Annotated in this window: 12 protein-coding genes and 1 pseudogene; 5 read left to right on the top strand and 8 right to left on the bottom strand. The window is 59.5% G+C overall.

The annotated features are described in order from the left end of the window. Positions 1-3 precede the first annotated feature (3 nt). From ICY20_RS04575 to ICY20_RS04560, 4 genes and pseudogenes are all read left to right on the top strand, one after another. Positions 4-4680, top strand: coding sequence for an RHS repeat-associated core domain-containing protein (locus ICY20_RS04575; protein WP_194937016.1), 4677 nt, complete (start codon positions 4-6; stop codon positions 4678-4680). A gap of 3 nt (positions 4681-4683) precedes the next feature. Continuing rightward, positions 4684-5316 (top strand): hypothetical protein, encoded by a 633-nt coding sequence (locus ICY20_RS04570; RefSeq protein WP_159963025.1) that lies wholly within the window; start codon positions 4684-4686, stop codon positions 5314-5316. Positions 5317-5435: 119 nt separating this feature from the next. Next, complete coding sequence (locus ICY20_RS04565) at positions 5436-5840, top strand: Imm50 family immunity protein (protein ID WP_194937015.1); 405 nt, start codon at positions 5436-5438, stop codon at positions 5838-5840. Positions 5841-5961: 121 nt separating this feature from the next. Further along, positions 5962-6210, top strand: a pseudogene (locus ICY20_RS04560) (terminase); the annotation flags it as partial. A gap of 6 nt (positions 6211-6216) precedes the next feature. Here ICY20_RS04560 and ICY20_RS04555 read toward each other — a convergent pair. The 3 genes from ICY20_RS04555 to ICY20_RS04545 form a co-directional block, all read right to left on the bottom strand. Next, on the bottom strand, positions 6217-7014 hold the full coding sequence (locus ICY20_RS04555; RefSeq protein ID WP_194937014.1) for an acyl-CoA thioesterase: 798 nt from the start codon (positions 7012-7014) through the stop codon (positions 6217-6219). Between the two features lie 90 nt (positions 7015-7104). Further along, positions 7105-7866: a CHAD domain-containing protein gene (locus ICY20_RS04550; protein ID WP_194937013.1), complete on the bottom strand. Its 762-nt coding sequence runs from the start codon at positions 7864-7866 to the stop codon at positions 7105-7107. Positions 7867-7910: 44 nt separating this feature from the next. Then, a complete protein-coding gene (locus ICY20_RS04545; RefSeq protein WP_017734442.1) occupies positions 7911-8189 on the bottom strand; it encodes a hypothetical protein in 279 nt (92 codons plus the stop codon). Positions 8190-8407: 218 nt separating this feature from the next. On the opposite strand from ICY20_RS04545, the gene ICY20_RS04540 reads away from it, so the two are divergent. Then, on the top strand, positions 8408-9445 hold the full coding sequence (locus ICY20_RS04540) for a patatin-like phospholipase family protein (protein ID WP_159963030.1): 1038 nt from the start codon (positions 8408-8410) through the stop codon (positions 9443-9445). A 146-nt stretch (positions 9446-9591) separates the two neighbouring features. Here ICY20_RS04540 and ICY20_RS04535 read toward each other — a convergent pair whose 3' ends face one another. The 5 genes from ICY20_RS04535 to kdpA all read right to left on the bottom strand — a co-directional run bounded on the left by ICY20_RS04535 (position 9592) and on the right by kdpA (position 17571). Continuing rightward, positions 9592-10281, bottom strand: a complete 690-nt coding sequence (locus ICY20_RS04535; RefSeq protein WP_159963031.1) for a response regulator — start codon at positions 10279-10281, stop codon at positions 9592-9594. A 37-nt stretch (positions 10282-10318) separates the two neighbouring features. Further along, positions 10319-12970, bottom strand: coding sequence for a sensor histidine kinase (locus ICY20_RS04530; protein ID WP_159963032.1), 2652 nt, complete (start codon positions 12968-12970; stop codon positions 10319-10321). A 137-nt stretch (positions 12971-13107) separates the two neighbouring features. Beyond that, positions 13108-13653 carry a potassium-transporting ATPase subunit KdpC gene (kdpC, locus tag ICY20_RS04525; protein WP_159963033.1) on the bottom strand — a complete coding sequence of 182 codons (546 nt, stop codon included), beginning with the start codon at positions 13651-13653 and terminating at the stop codon, positions 13108-13110. Positions 13654-13791: 138 nt separating this feature from the next. Then, complete coding sequence (gene kdpB, locus ICY20_RS04520) at positions 13792-15849, bottom strand: potassium-transporting ATPase subunit KdpB (protein WP_407692610.1); 2058 nt, start codon at positions 15847-15849, stop codon at positions 13792-13794. Between the two features lie 21 nt (positions 15850-15870). After that, the gene (gene kdpA / locus ICY20_RS04515) at positions 15871-17571 is read right to left on the bottom strand and encodes a potassium-transporting ATPase subunit KdpA (protein WP_194937012.1); all 1701 of its coding nucleotides are present in this window, start codon (positions 17569-17571) and stop codon (positions 15871-15873) included. Positions 17572-17573 lie beyond the last annotated feature (2 nt).

The following is a 17573-nucleotide window of genomic DNA, read 5'->3' as shown; positions in this document are numbered from 1 at the left end:
GTCTTGATCCCGGTTATCGCCAGGCTGGTCCTGGCCCCTATGGATGCCAAGACGCCGGACGTTGAAAACGTCTTGCGTGATTTCCGCGCCTGCCTGAACGACTTTGACGAGTGGGCCGAAAGCTTCTGGAGCTTCTCTGCGCTTGAGGTAGAACAGGTATTCAAGGTTGGCGATGAGGTCGTACTGGTCGCCCCAGCCTCCTCTCAAAAGTCCCAACGTACAGTCGCCCAGTGCAAGACCCAAGGTTCATTGACCCTGGTCCATATGTTCGAGAGCACGCAGTTCGTGCCCATCGGCAACACCCCCGTGATGCTGCAAGGCATTGCACCAGACGGCAGCCCGATTGGCGCGCAGATCCATCACGTGATCGGCCCCAGCGGCATTCTTGAAGTCAACGACTGCACCCGCGACCAGCGTTACCAAATCACCTTCTACCCCAACGTTTCCAAGGATCACGTCAAGGCGCTGTACGCGTCTTATCAGTCGGTGATCGAGGGGCTGGGCGCGGATCTTCGCGATGAATGGGCCAGTACGTTTAAACCGCTGTGGAAAGACTTTGCCCACGCCACGCCTTTGGAGCGCAGCGCGATGCAAGGCGTGGCGTTTTCAAGTGGGATCGCCAAGGCGCTCTACAACCTTTGGGACAACGTCACGCAGCTCTATGACCTATTGGCGGATCTCAAGGCCAACAGCGAGAAGTTGCTGCAATACATCTCTCAGGCCGAACTCGATGCGCTGCTGAAGCTGAGCAAGGACGCGATCGCCAATGGCTTGTTGGTGCTCAGTGATGAGCCGCTGCTGTTCATCTACCTGTCGGCCATGGTCGCCTGGTTGCGCATGCTGCCGCCACCGCAGATGTACGAAGTGGTCGGCGAGATCACAGGGGAAGTGCTGATCAACCTGCTGCTGATCTGGGCGACGCGGGGCATGGGCGTGCAGATTCGCCTGGGTGCTCAGGTGTTGGGCCATATCAAATCCGGTCGAGTGCGCAAGTGGCTGGAGAAGCTGGCGGATCAACTGGTTGGGCCGCGCCTGGAACCGCATGTGGAGGCGGCTAAGCCCTTGTTGCTTGGCGGGCCGGCGACGCCGACCAAGGTGATTCCAGCGGTGCCGTTGAAAGCTGGGGATGAGTTGGTTTCGAACCCGGTGGCGATGGTTCGGGGCAAGGGTAGGCAGCGGACGGCGTTGGTTCGCCAAGAGCCGGTGGATGATGTGCCGGCTTCGGGCAAGAACCCGAATGGGGATGCGGCTTCAAGTTCGGATAGAACAGCCACTGATGGCTGCCCGGTGTCGATGGTTACCGGGGAGGAATTGCTGACCCTGACCGATGGTTCGCTGGACGGGATTTTGCCGTTTGAGTGGACCCGGTTGTACCGCACCAGCGCCGTGGAAGTGGATTGCGGGTTGGGGTTTGGCTGGAGTCACTCGCTGGCGCATCGGCTTTCTGTTGTGGGTGACTCGGTGGTGTGGACCGATCATGAAAATCGGTCGATTGCCCTGCCCTTGCCCTCTTCTTCTCGGCCTGCGATTACCAATAGCTTGGCTGAAGCGGCGATTCATCTGGGCGAGAAGCCGGATGAGTTGGTGCTGGCTCAAGCCTCACGTTTTTACCACTTCGTTAACGGTTCGCTGACGGCGATCAGTGATGCGTATGGCAACCGGCTGCGTATTTCCCGGGATGTTTTGGGGCGTGTTGAGCGGGTTGGTAACGCTGTAGGGCATTCGCTGTTTTTGCGTTATGAGTCTAGTCGCATTGTTGCGGTGGATTACCAGATTCAGCGGGCAAAGGGTCGTGAGCCCTACGTCTGGGTGACTGAGCACAACGTTGTTTCCTACACCTATGACGCACTTGGCAGGTTGGTTTCGGCGACCAATGCCGTAGGCGAAAGCGAGGTTTATCGCTACGACGACCAGCACGTCATTCTTGAACGGGGTTTGGCCGGTGGGGCGAGTTTCTTTTGGGCGTGGGAACGGTCTGGCAAGGCGGCGCGATGTGTCCGGCATTGGGCCAGTTTTTCGCAGATGGACACGCGGTATGTGTGGGATAACAACGGCCGCGTCACGGTGTTTAACGCCGATGGCAGTCAGGAAGTCTACGTGCATGACCAGCGAGCAAGGCTGGTGCAGCGGGTTGATCCGGACGGTGCTGAGCACTTCAAGTCCTACGATAACAAAGGTCGGCTGACCGTCGAGCAAGACCCGCTGGGGGCGGTGACGGCGTATCAGTACGACGACGCTGGCCGGTTGGTGGCGCTGTTTCCCGGGGATGACGAGCCCACATCCTACGAGCATGACAACGGCTTCGTACGGGTTGTACGGCGGGGTGACGCGGTTTGGAAGTATGAGCGTAATGATCAGGGCGACGTCACGCGCAAGATTGATCCTGAGGGGCATTTCACCGATTACACCTACAACAAAAACGGGCAGCTGATTGGGGTTTGGTACCCGGATAACAGTAGCCAGCGGCTGGTCTGGAATGCGCGCGGACAGCTCACTGAAGAACAGCTGCCCAATGGTGGGATCAAGCGGTATCGCTATGACGATATTGGGCGGCAAATTGCGCGTGAGGATGAGCACGGTGCGCTGACCCAGTATCAGTGGGACAGCGTGGGGCGCTTGGTTCGGGTAGTCCTGCCGGGCGGTGCTTGCAGGGAATACAGCTACAACCCCTACGGAAAAATCACCGCCGAGCGTGATGAGCTCGGGCGTGTTACGCGCTACGAGTACGCGGATGGTTTGCACCTGATCAGCCGTCGCATCAATGCCGATGGCACCCAGGTTAAATACCGATACGACAATGTTCGGTTGTTGCTGACTGAAATCGAAAACGAAGTCGGCGAAACCTACCGGTTGCAGTATCACGCCAACGGCCTGATCCAACAGGAAACCGGATTCGATGGCCAGCGCACCGCCTACGTCTACGACCTCAACGGCAATCTGCAAGAAAAGATCGAGCATGGCGATGACAGTAGTCAGCTCGTCACCCGCTACGAGCGGGATCACGCCGGGCGTCTCGTACGAAAAACCCTTCCAGATGGGAAGCCTGTCGACTACTCCTACGACCGCCAAGGCAATCTCCTTAGCGTCGATGACAGTCACTGGTTTCTAGCCTACGAATACGACCAACAAAACCGCCTCACCGCCGAACACCAAGGCTGGGGCACCTTGCGCTATGGCTACGACGCCTGCGGCCAGCTTCAGAAATTGCGCCTGCCGGATAACAACCGTGTGGTTTTTAATCATGCCAAAGGCGGTCACCTAGCGACCGTCGAACTCAACGGTTCAACGCTTACCTCACATCTATTCAAGTCCGGCCAGGAACACCAACGTCAACAAGGCCAACTCCTCAGCCACTACCACTACGACGACCAACAGCGCCTCCACGCCCACGCCGTCACCCAACAAAATCACTACCTCTACCAACGCCAATACGACTACGACAAATCCAGCAACCTCACCCGCCTGCTCGACACCCGCAAGGGCGAACACCGCTACCAGTACGACCCACTCAACCGCCTAACCCGCGCCGACCATTCCCAAGACCTGCAAGAACGCTTCGGCTACGACCCGGCTAGCAACCTGCTCATGCAAGACCGCCCCGGCCCCGACATCGTGGCTGGCAATCGTCTGTTGATGCAGGGCGACAACCACTACGACTACGACGCCTTCGGCAATCTGATCCGTGAACGACGCGGCAAGGGCCCGCAGCACGTCACCGAATACCGCTACGACTGCCAACATCGGTTAATAAGCGTCACCAAACCCAACGGCCAAGCCGCCAGCTACCGCTACGACCCTTTCGGCAGGCGCATCAGCAAAACCGTCGACGGCATCACCACGGAGTTTTTCTGGCAAGGCGACAAGCTGATCGCCGAACACCACAAAGATAAACACCGCAGTTTCATCTACGAACCCGACAGCTTCCGCCCACTGGTCATGTTGGATGGTTTCGGCCCCAAAGCAACCAAGCCCTACCACTACCAACTCGACCACCTCGGCACACCCCAGGAGCTCACCACGCCCGAAGGCGAAATTGTCTGGTCCGCGCATTACCGTGCCTACGGAGAAATCAGCCGGCTCGATATCGGAAAAGTCGACAACCCAATACGATTTCAGGGCCAGTACTTCGACCAAGAAAACGGGCTGCACTACAACCGCCATCGCTACTACAATCCGGATATCGGTCGCTACCTGACGCCTGACCCGGTGAAGTTGGCGGGTGGGGTCAACGCGTATAAATACGCGCCGAACCCTACTGCGTGGGTGGACCCGCTTGGGTTGAACAAGTGTCCGGGTTCCAATGGATGTAAACCGAAACATCGCGCTGAAGACCCGGAGGAAAGCGCTAAAGTAAATGAGGGAGACGTTGAGCCGCCCAAAGGCTCGGATACTAAGCTATCAAGGAACGGAGCGTTCAGAAGAGCAAAAGCAATTGGCGGAATTCCTACGACACAGCACCCCAAAGCTATTTCTCGAGAAGCCATCACCGACCAAGGTCGATACACTCCAGGAAGGGTCTATACGTTCGAATTAAATCATAAAGTTATCGAGATCCGAGAACACTCTTTAGGGCATGAGAAAGGCAATCATGGGCCTCACTTTAATACCGAAGTTAAAATCAACCGCTTAAAAGTCCCCTTAGCCATTGGTGACGACACCCACACAAACTACAGGAAATAAACAATGGACACTGTTTTCATATATCAAACTGGCATACACCCTTGGGACCAATTATATCCAACTAATGACGGAGATTACTTGACGATCTCGCTTCTCAACCAAGATTTCCAAAGCGTCTGGACGACCTGGCGCTTATTCGCCTCGCTGCTGACAAGTGAATGGCCGGTGATATTAACGTGGTATACCACGAGTTTTCCTCAACGGACCAAGACGCAAGAATATCTAACACTAAAGCATTTTAGGAGCAACTCAGCCCCAAAAGACGTATTCAAGAAAAATGAAGAAAACTTAGTGTATTCAGGAATAGAACACCTAAATAAAGACCCCAAAAAAATAGACCCTGCCAAACTTAAGAGCTATCGCAGATCACTAACTTTAATGCTAAAACAAGAAAACTTAGAAGACCAACTATGGCAGCGATTAAGCCATATAACCGATATTACCACCACGGAAGACTTCAAAATAATACTAGCTGGCAGTGAAAGCATAACATTTAGATTTTACGACGCCGAAACGCACGGCGTAGCTCAACTCATTTGTCATTCGATGCACTCATCAATATTAGTAAACGCTATTGATGCTTTACAAATCAAAGAGGTCTCTCGATCCATGGTGTACGAATACATACACAGCTAGTCTCCCTGCAAAAAACCAAAAGGCGACAAACACAAAAAAATACTGCCTTCACTTTGAATACGTAATCTGTACGACGGCATTTCCGGAACCAGAAAACGTCACCACTTCAGAGGCAACAGATGAAATACTGGAAAGAAGTAGGCCAAAATATCTTCTTTGAAAAGTTATTTAGTCAGCCTGTAGAAATTGGGAAAATCGCTCTATTTTCCTTGCAGATAGAAAACGACCGGCCGTCCTTAGGAATAGGATTCGACATTCCTGAATTCCCGGATGCATTACCAAAAAAATGGGAAGACAAGGGCTACAACACCTGCAGAATGGGAATTGATTGCCACGGCATTCGAGATCTAAAAATAGAAAATATTCCCTTACGTGAAGTTTTCACCGTGAGTATCACAAAGATAAACGGTCAGTTTCATTTTCAAGCGGCTAATAAAAACGCTCTAATCGAATTCAAGGCTGAATACATTTCACTTTGCGACCCGAATGCCTATATGAACAGCCCAGATGATTATTTTTTCTAGCCCTTATTAGCTCGGGTACGCATACGCTCTATGAGGCCAATAGCGAGCTTTGATTCGCCACCCCACCTGCCCCCACCTAAACTCAGCCCAAGTCATTTCAACGGACAGAGGATTCACCATCATGGGCAAACGTCACCCCAACTTCCCAGCCTGGCAATGGCGCATCCAGCCGCAAAGCCACAAGCACCCGACCAACCTCGGGCTGCAGCTGATCGCTGCGCCGCTGTTGATCATTGGCGTTCTATTGATCGCCTCCGGTGTGTTCAGCCTGAGTGCAGGCAGCATTGCCGTAGGCGTTGTCGGTGTACTGGCCGGCGTGGTGCTGCAACGCCACGGCCGCAAGCTGGAAACTCTGCACGGCCAACACTTTTGAGATTCAGCCAAACACCACCACAGTCTGGCGGCTGATCGCGATCAACTCACCAGTCGGGCTCCAGAGTGCAGCAGCAGCATGACCATAGCCATCACGAGCATGTTCGATGCTGACTTGGTATTGGCACCAGTCGAGCGTGGTGAGGTCGTGCAAGGGCTGGATAAATTCGATGGTCCAGGTCAGCGTACTGCCGGGTGCTGGTTTCTTCAGATGCGGTAGCACCGAAGGCGGCCAGGCATCGACCAACGCGAGGATATGCGCCTCGGTCAGCGGTTCTTCTTTCACATCCCCCCGCAGGCGTACCCAGCCGCCCATGTCGCGGGATTTATTGCCGGTAAATGGCAAGCCGCCAACGCTCCAGCGCATCGCCAGGTGTCGCATGAATTCCGGGGTGACGCCTTTGATGTAGGGCAGCTCCTGGCATTCATCCCAATGCTTGAACACTGGCGCAGGTTCTGCGGCGACGTCGATCTCGGATTCGCGAGGCGCACCAAAACTGGCTTGTACCAGGGTCGCGACTTCGCCGTTCTGCACGACTCGGCCGAGCAATTGGCTGACTGCCTTGCCTTCGCGCAGTACTTCAACTTGATAACTGGCCGGTACATCCGGCGCAACCGGGCCGACAAAAGTGATCGCCAGCGAGCGCAGGCTGCGATCAGCCGGGACCTCGGCGCGCAAGGCTTCGTATTGCAATGCGGCCACCAGGCCACCGAACGAGGCACGGCCCTGGGCCCATCCGGCGGGAATGGTGACATCCAGCGGGTTGCTACGGGCGGCGTCGAGCAAATCACTAAAGCGCATGGCGACCTCACATCAATCAGAACAGAGGGAGGATCTTAACCATCGCACCCGCCAGGCACAGCGCTTATTCCGGCCAAAAACCGGACAGATCTAGAAACAAGTAGCGCTGAGTTTATCCAGCACACGATCGGACCGCCCTTCGGCCTTGGCCATGGTGCGCTGCCATATGGCCACGCAGGGCTGCAGATCCGGCTGATGTTCGGCCTGGGCCAGCCACTGCCAGCAGTCGTGCCAGTCACCCAGGGCGCCTTGGGCTTTTTTGAGGTGAGACATGGCGTTGGCGGGAAGCTTGTCCAGTTCGGGATAGGCTTCGGCGGCATAACGCACGCGCTTGATCAATAACCGCAGGCGGTGGCGATCATGACCGGGGTCTTTAAGCGCTTCATCGAGTTTTTGCCATTGCTTCGCAAGACGCTTCTCGATGCGCGGGCGCAGGCCCTTGAGCAACTTCTGATGTTGGGAGGCGCGGACAAAACGCGGGAAAGCGTCGAGAATAAGCAGCAGATGCGCCAGCTCAGGGCTCTGCGCCACATGGCGATAGGCGTCGGGTTGCAGGCGCAGGCGACGGTTCGCTGCGTCATGGTAGCCATGCTGATGCAAATACGCCGCCAGCACCTCGCGGTCGCGTAGCGGCGTAGTCAATTGGCCAACCGTGCTGGCGGCCAGCTCAAGCTGCTCGACCCCCGGCAAACCCCGCAGAGGGCGCAACAAGCTGCGCAGGCGGCGCACCGTCGTGCGCAGGTCGTGCAGGGCCTCATCATCGGTGATGGCGGCGAGGCGAGCCTGGCAGCTCAGTAACCCTACTTCCAGGCCGATGACCTGAGCGACTAACTGATCGACCAACGCTGACATCCTGCCCCCACCTGCTGATGAAAAATCCTACCCGCCGCTACAGGTCAACGCCCGGCGCGGGACTCACGAATGTAGAACCGCGCTTTCTCGGCCTTATTGGCACAGCCTTCAAACGCTTCAAATTGCTGTTGAGTCTTGGCGCCAGTCAACAGGGACAGGGCCTTGGAGTAGCTCACCGTGCCGGCGAAACCTTCGGCCTTGGCCAGGTCCAGCTCATGCCACGCGGCGTCCAATTGGGTGCCGCAGCTGTCGCGGTACGCGGTTTTCCCGGCACAACCAGCCAGGGCCAACACGATCACAGGCACACACATCCAGGCTTTCATCGATGACACCTCAAAATAAAGAAAAAACAGTCGTACGTTGTAGACGTTGCCTACATGGAAAAGTGCCTTGTCCTTAGCCTGAAATCGATCGTACCTATTGCCAGAGCATACCCGAGTACCACGGCTACTCTGGAAAAATAGTATAGACACCACCAGCGATTGAAGCGGGCCCCTCAATAGGTGCATTGTGGGCGCCTGCCTTGGGAAGGACATGGACCATGAAAAAACGTGTTGCCTTGGTACTCGGCTCCGGTGGCGCCCGAGGTTACGCCCATATCGGGGTGATCGAAGAGATCGAGCGCCGCGGCTACGACATCGCCTGTGTCGCCGGTTGTTCCATGGGGGCCGTGGTGGGCGGGATTTACGCCGCCGGCAAACTGGATGAGTATCGAAACTGGATCGAAAGCCTCGACTACCTCGACGTATTGCGTCTGGTGGACGTGAGTTTCCGCTTGGGGGCGATTCGCGGCGAGAAGGTCTTCGGGCAGATCCGCAAGATCGTCGGCGAACTCAACATCGAGGAACTGCGCATCCCGTACACCGCCGTCGCCACCGACCTCACCAATCAACAGGAAATCTGGTTCCAGGAAGGCTGCCTGCACCAGGCCATGCGCGCCTCGGCGGCGATCCCCAGCCTGTTCACCCCAGTGATGCAGGGCAACCGTATGCTGGTGGACGGCGGCCTGCTCAACCCGCTGCCCATCGTGCCAGTGGTGTCGAGCCACTGCGATTTGATCATCGCGGTCAACCTCAACGCCACCAACCAGAAGCACTATCACTTGCCGGTGATCCAGCGCCCGCCGGCGTTCAAGAGTCGCTTCAACAATTTGGCGAAATCACTGGGTTCGCACCTGCCGTTTCGGCGCAAGCAAGCCGAGCAGTTGATGAAACTGGAGCAAGAAGCCTTGCTGGCTGAGGCGGCAGAGATCAACCCATGGCTGGACTCTGCCGAACCCGAATGCCAACAGCCGGCCGCCGCACCGGAAAAACAAGGCGCGCCAAAATCGGCAACCGGTTCGTTCATCATCGATAACGTCGGGCCGGCGTCGCTGCTGGATTTGATCAACCAGAGCTTCGAGGTGATGCAGACCTCACTGGCGCAGTACAAAATCGCCGGGTACCCGCCGGATGTATTGATCAACGTGCCGAAGCGGGTGTGCCGGTTTTTCGAGTTTTACAAGGCGCCGGAGTTGATCGCGTTGGGGCGCGAGATTGCCAGTGATACATTGGATCGGTATGAGAGTGAGCAGCACTGAGATTTTTGGTGTTGCTGATGGCCCCATCGGGGGCAAGCCCCCTCCCACACTTGACCGCATTTCTTCAGGTAGTACGCAGTTAATGTGGGAGGGGCGGTGCGACGATTCGACTTGCCCCCGATGAGGCCCGACCAGGCACCACAAATCTAGGCACTCAACAACCGATACCCCACCCCTGCCTCCGTCACGATAAACCTCGGCTGAGTAGGATCATCCGCCAGTTTCTGGCGCAAATGCCCCACCACAATCCGCAGGTAGTGACTGTCCTCGGTATGGGTCGGCCCCCAGATATCCTTGAGCAGTTGCTGCTGGGTAATCACCCGCCCCGGGTGCCGGGCCAGTTGCGCCAGCACTGCGTATTCCTTACGCGTGAGCGCCACTTCGGCGCCGTCCAGCAGCACACGGCGGTAGGCCAGGTCGACCGTCAGAGGGCCGAAGAGCAAGGCCGCCTCTTGGGCTTCGCCTGCCGGCGCCTGACGCAGTAAAGCGCGCACGCGGGCGAGAAATTCCTGGATGCCAAACGGCTTGGTCACGTAGTCATTGGCGCCGCCATCCAGGGCTTCGACTTTCTGCCCTTCGCTGGCCCGTACCGACAGCACCAACACTGGCACGCTCGACCACTCGCGAAACTCGCGCAGCACCTGCTGGCCGTCCATGTCCGGCAGGCCGAGGTCGAGCACCAACAGGTCCGGCTTGCTCAACGCGGCCTGGGCCAGGCCCTCGTTGCCGGTGCCGGCCTCGATCACCTTATAGCCTTGGGAGGCCAGGCTGATGCGCAGGAATTTACGGATCTGCGGTTCGTCATCAATGACCAAAATCGTCGCGGTCTGGCTCATGGTGTCCAATCAAAATCGTTGAAGAAAACAGGGTAGCTCATGCCTCGCGCTCCAGGCCAGGCTGAGTCGGCAAGGGCAGGAACAAGGTGATGCAGGTGCCGCGCCCTTCAATGCCATCGGCCACGCTGATATGCCCGCCGTGAGCGCCGACCATGCCCTGGCAGATCGCCAGGCCGAGGCCGGTGCCCTGCCCGCCCCGGTCGCCGCGTGCGGCGGTGTAGAACATGTCGAAGATCTTTGCGCGCTCGTCCTCGGGAATGCCCGGCCCTTCATCGGCCACAGCGAAAAACAGCTGGTTATCCGCCACGCCAGCACTCACCTGCAAACGCCCGTGGGCGGGTGAAAATCGCGCGGCGTTTTCCAGCACATTGACCAGCGCTTGCTCGATCAACGCCGCGTGCACATACAACAAGGGCAACTGCGCAGGCACCTCGGCGCGCACCTGCAAGGGCGCCAGCACTGCGCGCAGACGGCCGAGGGCGCTGCCGACGATATCGCCGGGCGACACCCAATCCCGTGCGAGTTTCAAGGCGCCATGACCGAGGCGGGTCATGTCCAACAGGTTCTGGATGTAACGGTCGAGCCGCTCGGCTTCATCGCGGGTGCCTTCGAGCAATTCGCGACGGTCTTCCAAGGGGATGGCTTCACCGAGGGCCAGCAGGCTGTCGATGCTGCCGCGCATGGCGGTCAGCGGCGTGCGCAAATCGTGGGATACCGATGCCAGCAAGGCACTGCGCAGTTGCTCGGTTTCGCCGTGCAGCCGGGCAGATTCCAACTCCTGCGCCAGTTGCGCCCGCGCCAGTGCCTGGGCCAGGGGCTGGCTCAAGGCGGTCAACAAACGGCGCCGTTGCCCGCTTAATTCCAGCCCGGGCTTGGGGCTGACACCGAGCAAACCCAGCGGCCCCTCTTCACCCGATAACGGCCACCACCACCAACGCCCAAAGGGCAGCGTGCCGGTGCCCTTGCCCGCCGGTTGATCGTGCTGCCAGGCCCAGTCGGCGGCGGCGCGTTCGGCTTCGGTGAGGGTCAGCGGCGCGCCGGTTTCGACTGTCCAAGCGCCTTGGCCATCGCGATTGACCAGGCACAGTTCCAGGTCGCTCCAGCCTTCCAGATGATGGGCCGCCGCGCTGATCACCGCTTGGCGGTCGGTGGCGGCGGTGAGTTTGCGCGACAGGTCGAGCAGTTCGCTGGTTTCTTCCTGGGTATCGCGCAGTGCCTGCAACTGTCGACGCTGACGGGCAGCCAGGTTACCGGTGAGCGCCGCCATCAACAGGAAAAACAACAGCGTCAGCACGTCCTCTTCGCGCTGGATGGCGAAAGAGAAATTCGGCGGGATAAACAGGAAGTCGTAGGTCATGAACGACAACGCTGCGCACACCAGGGACGGCCCCAAGCTGCTGCGCACGGCCACCAGCAACACGGCAGCGAGGAAGACCAGAGAGATATTCGGCAGCGGCAATACGCTGGATACCGCCCACGCCACCGCCGCCGCCACGACCGTCGCCACCACCGCCAGGCCGTAGTCGAACCACACCAGCCCGCGCACATCCGGCAAGCGCGGCGGTGCGGGGATGTCGTCGCTGTCGAGGACGTTGATTTCCAGGCCCCGGGCATTGCGCAACAACCGCGCCGCCAACCCGCCACCAAACAGTCGACGCCGCCAGCGCATCCGCGACTGCCCCACCAACAGTAGGCTGGCACGGCGCTCAGCGGCGTGCTGGATGAGCGTTTTGGCCACCTCCCCTGCGCGCAGCAACACCACTTCCCCACCCAGGCGCTCGGCCAGTTGCTGGGCATTTTGCAGGCGCAGCCGCGACTGCTCATCCCGCGCACCACCGTTGTCGATATGCACCAGGCTCCACGGCAAATGTCGCCGTTGGGCCACGCGGCTCGCATGACGCACCAGGCGTTCGGCCTGGGCATCGCCGTCCACGCCCACCAGCAAGCGGCCGCGAACGGCCGGAGCCGCCTGGCCGAGTTGGCGATAGCCTTGGGCCAAATCATCATCGACGTGGGCGGCGGCGGTTTGCATCGCCAGTTCGCGCAGGGCCATCAGGTTGGTTTGGGTGAAGAATGCATCGATGGCCGCGCGGGCCTGTTCCGGCACATAGACTTTGCCGTCGCGCAGACGCTCCAACAGTTCTCGCGATGGCAGATCGATCAGCAGCAGTTCGTCGGCCTCTTGCAGCACCCAGTCGGGCAAGGTCTCACGCACCTGCACACCGGTGATGCCGCGCACTTGGTCGTTGAGGCTTTCCAGGTGCTGGACGTTGACCGTGGTGAACACGTTGATGCCAGCGGCGAGCAATTCTTGGATATCTTGCCAACGCTTTTCATGACGGCTGCCGGGGGCGTTGCTGTGGGCCAACTCGTCCACGAGCACCAGCTTGGGCTTGGCGGCGAGCAGGCCGTCGAGGTCCATCTCTTCGAGCATCACGCCACGGTATTCGCTGCGCAGCAACGGCTGTTGTGGCAGGCCGCTGAGCAAGGCTTCGGTCTCGGCGCGCCCGTGGGTTTCGACCACTCCGGCGACCAATTTGACGCCCTGGCGCAGCTGGGTGTGAGCGGCCTGGAGCATGGCGTAGGTCTTGCCCACCCCGGGCGCAGCGCCGAGAAAAACTTTAAGCCGGCCACGGCCGTTGCGGGGCAGATCGGCTAGCAGGGCATCGGCGCGGCCGGAGTCGCTCATGCTGGGGGGTTCCTTCAAAATTTCAAATGCACTGGAGATCTAATGTGGGAGGGGGCTTGCCCCCGATAGCGGTGTATCAGTAACAAATATGCTGGCTGACCCACCCCAATCGGGGGCAAGCCCCCTCCCACAGAGGGTTACAGTTTTTCCAGGGCCATGTTCAGCGCCAGCACATTCACCACCGGCGGCCCCACCAACGGGCTTTCGATGTGCTCATCCAGCAACCGCTGCAAGGTCGACACCGGCACATTCCGCGCCGCCGCCACTCGCGCCAGTTGATAGGCAATCGCCTGCGGTGGCAAGTGTGGATCAAGACCGCTACCGGAGGTAGTCAACAACGCCAAAGGTACCGGCCCCTGGCCTGGAACCAGCTGTTTACTGGCATCGTCAAAAATGCGCGTCGCCAATGCCGGGTTACTCGGGCCAAGGTTGCTGGCGCTACTGGAAACCGTCGCAAAAGCGCCGGCTGATGGGCGCGGGTGGAACCAGCCATCACCGGTAAAATCCTGGGCGATCAAGCTGGAGCCGCGCACCTTGCCACTGGCGTCGCGCACCAGGCTGCCGTTGGCCTGGTCGGGGAAGGCAACTTGGGCGACGCCAGTCACCACCAGGGGGTAAGCGACGCCGGTGATCAGGGTCATGAGGACCAACAGGCTCAGGGCCGGGCGGACGATAGTTGTCATGTTCATTTCCTCTAGTCAGTCGAGAAACCTTGTGGCGAGGGAGCTTGCTCCCGTTGGACCGCGCAGCGGTCCCAAGCTCTACGACTGCTACGCAGCCGAACGGGAGCAAGCTCCCTCGCCACAAAAAACGTGTGTCAATTACACCAGGTGCAGCGCGGTGAGCAGCATGTCGATTGCCTTGATGCCCACAAAAGGCACCAGCAGGCCACCCAGGCCGTAGATCAACAGGTTGCGCCGCAGCAATGCCGCCGCACTCGCCGCCTGCACCCGCACACCGCGCAGTGCCAGGGGAATCAGCACCACGATGATCAAGGCGTTAAACACGATGGCTGAGAGGATCGCGCTCTGCGGGCTTTGCAGGTGCATCACGTTGAGCACGCCCAGTTGCGGGTAGATCGAGGCGAACAGCGCCGGCAGGATCGCGAAGTACTTGGCCACGTCGTTGGCGATGGAAAAGGTCGTGAGCGCGCCACGGGTCACCAACAGCTCCTTGCCGATCTGCACCACGTCCAGCAGCTTGGTGGGGTCACTGTCGAGGTCGACCATGTTGGCCGCTTCGCGGGCGGCCTGGGTGCCGTCGTTCATCGCCATGCCCACGTCAGCCTGGGCCAAGGCCGGGGCGTCGTTGGCGCCGTCGCCGCACATGGCGACGAGGCGACCGTCGTTCTGTTCGTGGCGAATGCGCGCGAGTTTTTTCTCTGGCGTGGCTTCGGCCAGCACGTCATCCACACCGGCTTCGGCGGCAATCGCAGCGGCGGTCAGCGGGTTGTCGCCAGTGACCATCACGGTGCGGATGCCCAGTTTGCGCAGCTCGGCGAATCGTTCACGAATGCCAGGCTTGACCACGTCCTTGAGGTGGATCGCGCCGAGCAATTTGCCATCGGCGCACACCAGCAACGGCGTGCCACCACTTTGGGCGATCTTGTCGATTTCCCGCGACAGTGCCGGTAGCAGGTCGCGGCGCTGTTGGCCGATGAAGGTGAGTAACGAATCCACCGCGCCTTTGCGGAACACGCGGCCTTGGTAATCGACGCCAGACAAACGGGTTTCAGCGCTGAACGGCACTGCGGTGAGCTCGTCCGGGGATGGCTCGGCTTGTGGGTGCAGGGCGCGCAGGTACTCGACGATGGATTTGCCTTCTGCCGTGTCGTCCGCCAAGGAGGCAAACAGCGCACCTTCGGCGACTTCCTTGCCGCTGACGCCAGGCGCCGCCACCACTGCCGAGCAACGACGGTTACCAAAGGTGATGGTGCCGGTCTTGTCCAGCAGCAACACGTGCACGTCCCCTGCCGCCTCCACGGCACGGCCGGACTTGGCGATCACGTTGAGGCGCACCAAGCGGTCCATGCCTGCGATGCCGATGGCCGACAACAAGCCGCCAATGGTTGTAGGAATCAGCGTCACCAGCAGTGCGACCAAGAACACCAGCGGCAAGCTGCCATTGGCGAAATGGGCGAACGGCTGCAGCGTCACCACCACCAGCAGGAAGATCAGGGTCAGGCCGATCAGCAGGATATCCAGCGCGACTTCGTTGGGGGTTTTCTGGCGCTTGGCGCCTTCCACCAGGGCAATCATACGATCGAGGGTCGACTCACCGGGGTTGGCGGTGATGCGGACCAGCAGCCAGTCCGACACCAGCCGTGTATTGCCGGTAACGGCAGAACGGTCGCCGCCGGATTCGCGGATAACCGGCGCAGACTCGCCCGTGATCGCCGCTTCGTTGACCGCCGCGATACCTTCGATAACCTCGCCGTCACCGGGGATCATTTCCCCGGCGGCGACGCGCACCACGTCCCCCTTGCGCAGGCTGGTGGCCGGCACCACTTTGAAGCTGCCATCAGCCTCTTTACGCCGCGCACTCAGGCCTTCACTGCCGGCCTTGAGGCTGTCGGCGCGGGCCTTGCCACGCCCTTCGGCCAAGGCTTCGGCGAAGTTGGCGAACAGCACGGTGAACCACAGCCACACGGCGATCTGCACGGCGACAAAGGTCGGCACGGCCGTGTCGGGCACGAAGCACAACACGGTGGTGAGGATGGCGGTCAGTTCGACCACCAGCATCACCGGCGAGCGTTGCAGCTGGCGTGGGTCCAGCTTGACGAAGGCTTGCACCAGCGCCGGGCGCCACAGCGCGGAGATAGCGGTTTTAGCGGGCTCCTGGGTGGTTACGGGAGCGGCATTTTTTGCAGGCATATTCATGTTCATATCCCTCTTAGCTCTCTATTTAGGAGCAGCCATACTCAGATGTTCAGCAATCGGGCCCAGCGCCAGCGTTGGCAGGAAAGTCAGGCCGCCCACCAGCAAAATGGTCACGGTCAACAGGGTCACGAACAGCGCGCCATGGGTAGGGAAGCTGTTCTGGCCAATCGGTGCGGCCTTCTTCATCGCCAGGCTGCCGGCCAGGGCCAGTACCGGGAGGATGTAGCCGAAGCGGCCGATCAACATGCCCAAGCCCAGCATCAGGTTGTGGAACGCGGTGTTGGCACTGAAACCGCCGAACGCCGAGCCGTTGTTGGCGCTGGCCGAGGTGTAGGCGTAAAGCAACTGGCTGAAACCGTGGGGGCCAGGGTTGCTGATGGCACTCGCCGGGCCTGGCAGGCTGGCAGCGATTGCGCCCAGCACGAGCACGCCAACCGGCATGACCAGCAAGGTCACTACCAGCAATTGCACTTCTTTGGCCTGGAGCTTCTTGCCGAGGTATTCCGGGGTTCGGCCAATCATCAACCCGGCGAGGAACACCGCGATCAGCACGTTGAGCAACATGCCGTACATGCCCGCGCCGACGCCACCGAAGATCACTTCGCCAACCATCATGTTGACCATTGCCACCATGCCGCTGAGGGGGCTGAGGCTGTCTTGCATGCCGTTGACGGAGCCGTTGGATGCCGCCGTGGTGGTCACCGACCACAACACGGTGCCGGTGGTGCCGAAGCGCGATTCCTTGCCTTCCAGCGGTGCGGCTTGCTCCACGGCTGGGTGGTTCAAGGTTGGGTTGGGTTGGTATTCGGACCACAGCGACGTGGCGCCGCCGATCAGGAACAACGCGAGCATGCAGCCAAGGATCGCGCGGCTCTGGCGCAGGTCTTTGACGTAGTGGCCAAAGGTGAACACCAGCGCTACAGGGATCAGGATGATCGACGCCACTTCGAACAGATTGGCCCACGCCGTCGGGTCTTCAAACGGATGCGCCGAGTTGACGCCAAAGAAGCCGCCACCGTTGGTGCCCAACTGCTTGATTGCAATCTGACTGGCCGCCGGGCCCAGGGGGATCACTTGATCCACGCCTTGCAGGGTCACGGCATCCACATAATGGGCGAAGGTTTGCGGCACGCCCTGCCACACCAGGAACAGCGCCAGCAGCAGGCACAACGGCAATAAGCCGTAGAGAGTAGCGCGAGTCATATCGACCCAGAAATTGCCCAGGGTCTGGGCGGATTTACGACCGATCCCACGACATAAAGCGACCAGCACGGCAAGGCCAGTGGCGGCGCTGACGAAGTTCTGCACCGTCAGACCAGCCATCTGGCTGAGGTAACTGAGAGACGCCTCACCACTGTAGGACTGCCAGTTGGTGTTGGTCATGAAACTGACTGCGGTGTTGAAGGCCAACGTCCACTCCTGGCCCGGCAACTTCTGCGGGTTGAGTGGGAGATAGTCCTGGAACAACAGGATCGTGAACAACAGCACAAACCCCGCCAGGTTGAATGCCAGCAACGCCAACGCGTATTTCTGCCAGCTCTGCTCCTGATGCTCGTCGACACCCGACAGGCGATAACACGCACGTTCCACGGGGCCCAATACCGGTGTGAGCCAGGTTCGCTGGCCCTCCATGACCTTGTAATAGAACCGCCCCAGGAACGGTGCAGGTACCAGCACCACGGCAAAAAAGGCAATGATCAGCCAATAGTCATAACTGTGCATGG

The organism is Pseudomonas pisciculturae (genome assembly GCF_015461805.1).
Classification (GTDB): Bacteria; Pseudomonadota; Gammaproteobacteria; order Pseudomonadales; family Pseudomonadaceae; genus Aquipseudomonas; species Aquipseudomonas pisciculturae.
The sequence above is the reverse complement of the archived record's forward strand: the minus strand, read 5'-3'. Positions and strand labels throughout refer to the sequence as shown.

Coding starts and splice junctions, on each gene's coding strand:
- ICY20_RS04570 (WP_159963025.1), top strand. CDS start 4,684: ATGGACACTGTTTTCATATATCAAACTGGCATACACCCTTGGGACCAA.
- ICY20_RS04565 (WP_194937015.1), top strand. CDS start 5,436: ATGAAATACTGGAAAGAAGTAGGCCAAAATATCTTCTTTGAAAAGTTA.
- ICY20_RS04555 (WP_194937014.1), bottom strand. CDS start 7,014: ATGCGCTTTAGTGATTTGCTCGACGCCGCCCGTAGCAACCCGCTGGAT.
- ICY20_RS04550 (WP_194937013.1), bottom strand. CDS start 7,866: ATGTCAGCGTTGGTCGATCAGTTAGTCGCTCAGGTCATCGGCCTGGAA.
- ICY20_RS04545 (WP_017734442.1), bottom strand. CDS start 8,189: ATGAAAGCCTGGATGTGTGTGCCTGTGATCGTGTTGGCCCTGGCTGGT.
- ICY20_RS04540 (WP_159963030.1), top strand. CDS start 8,408: ATGAAAAAACGTGTTGCCTTGGTACTCGGCTCCGGTGGCGCCCGAGGT.
- ICY20_RS04535 (WP_159963031.1), bottom strand. CDS start 10,281: ATGAGCCAGACCGCGACGATTTTGGTCATTGATGACGAACCGCAGATC.
- ICY20_RS04530 (WP_159963032.1), bottom strand. CDS start 12,970: ATGAGCGACTCCGGCCGCGCCGATGCCCTGCTAGCCGATCTGCCCCGC.
- kdpC (WP_159963033.1), bottom strand. CDS start 13,653: ATGACAACTATCGTCCGCCCGGCCCTGAGCCTGTTGGTCCTCATGACC.
- kdpB (WP_407692610.1), bottom strand. CDS start 15,849: ATGAATATGCCTGCAAAAAATGCCGCTCCCGTAACCACCCAGGAGCCC.
- kdpA (WP_194937012.1), bottom strand. CDS start 17,571: ATGCACAGTTATGACTATTGGCTGATCATTGCCTTTTTTGCCGTGGTG.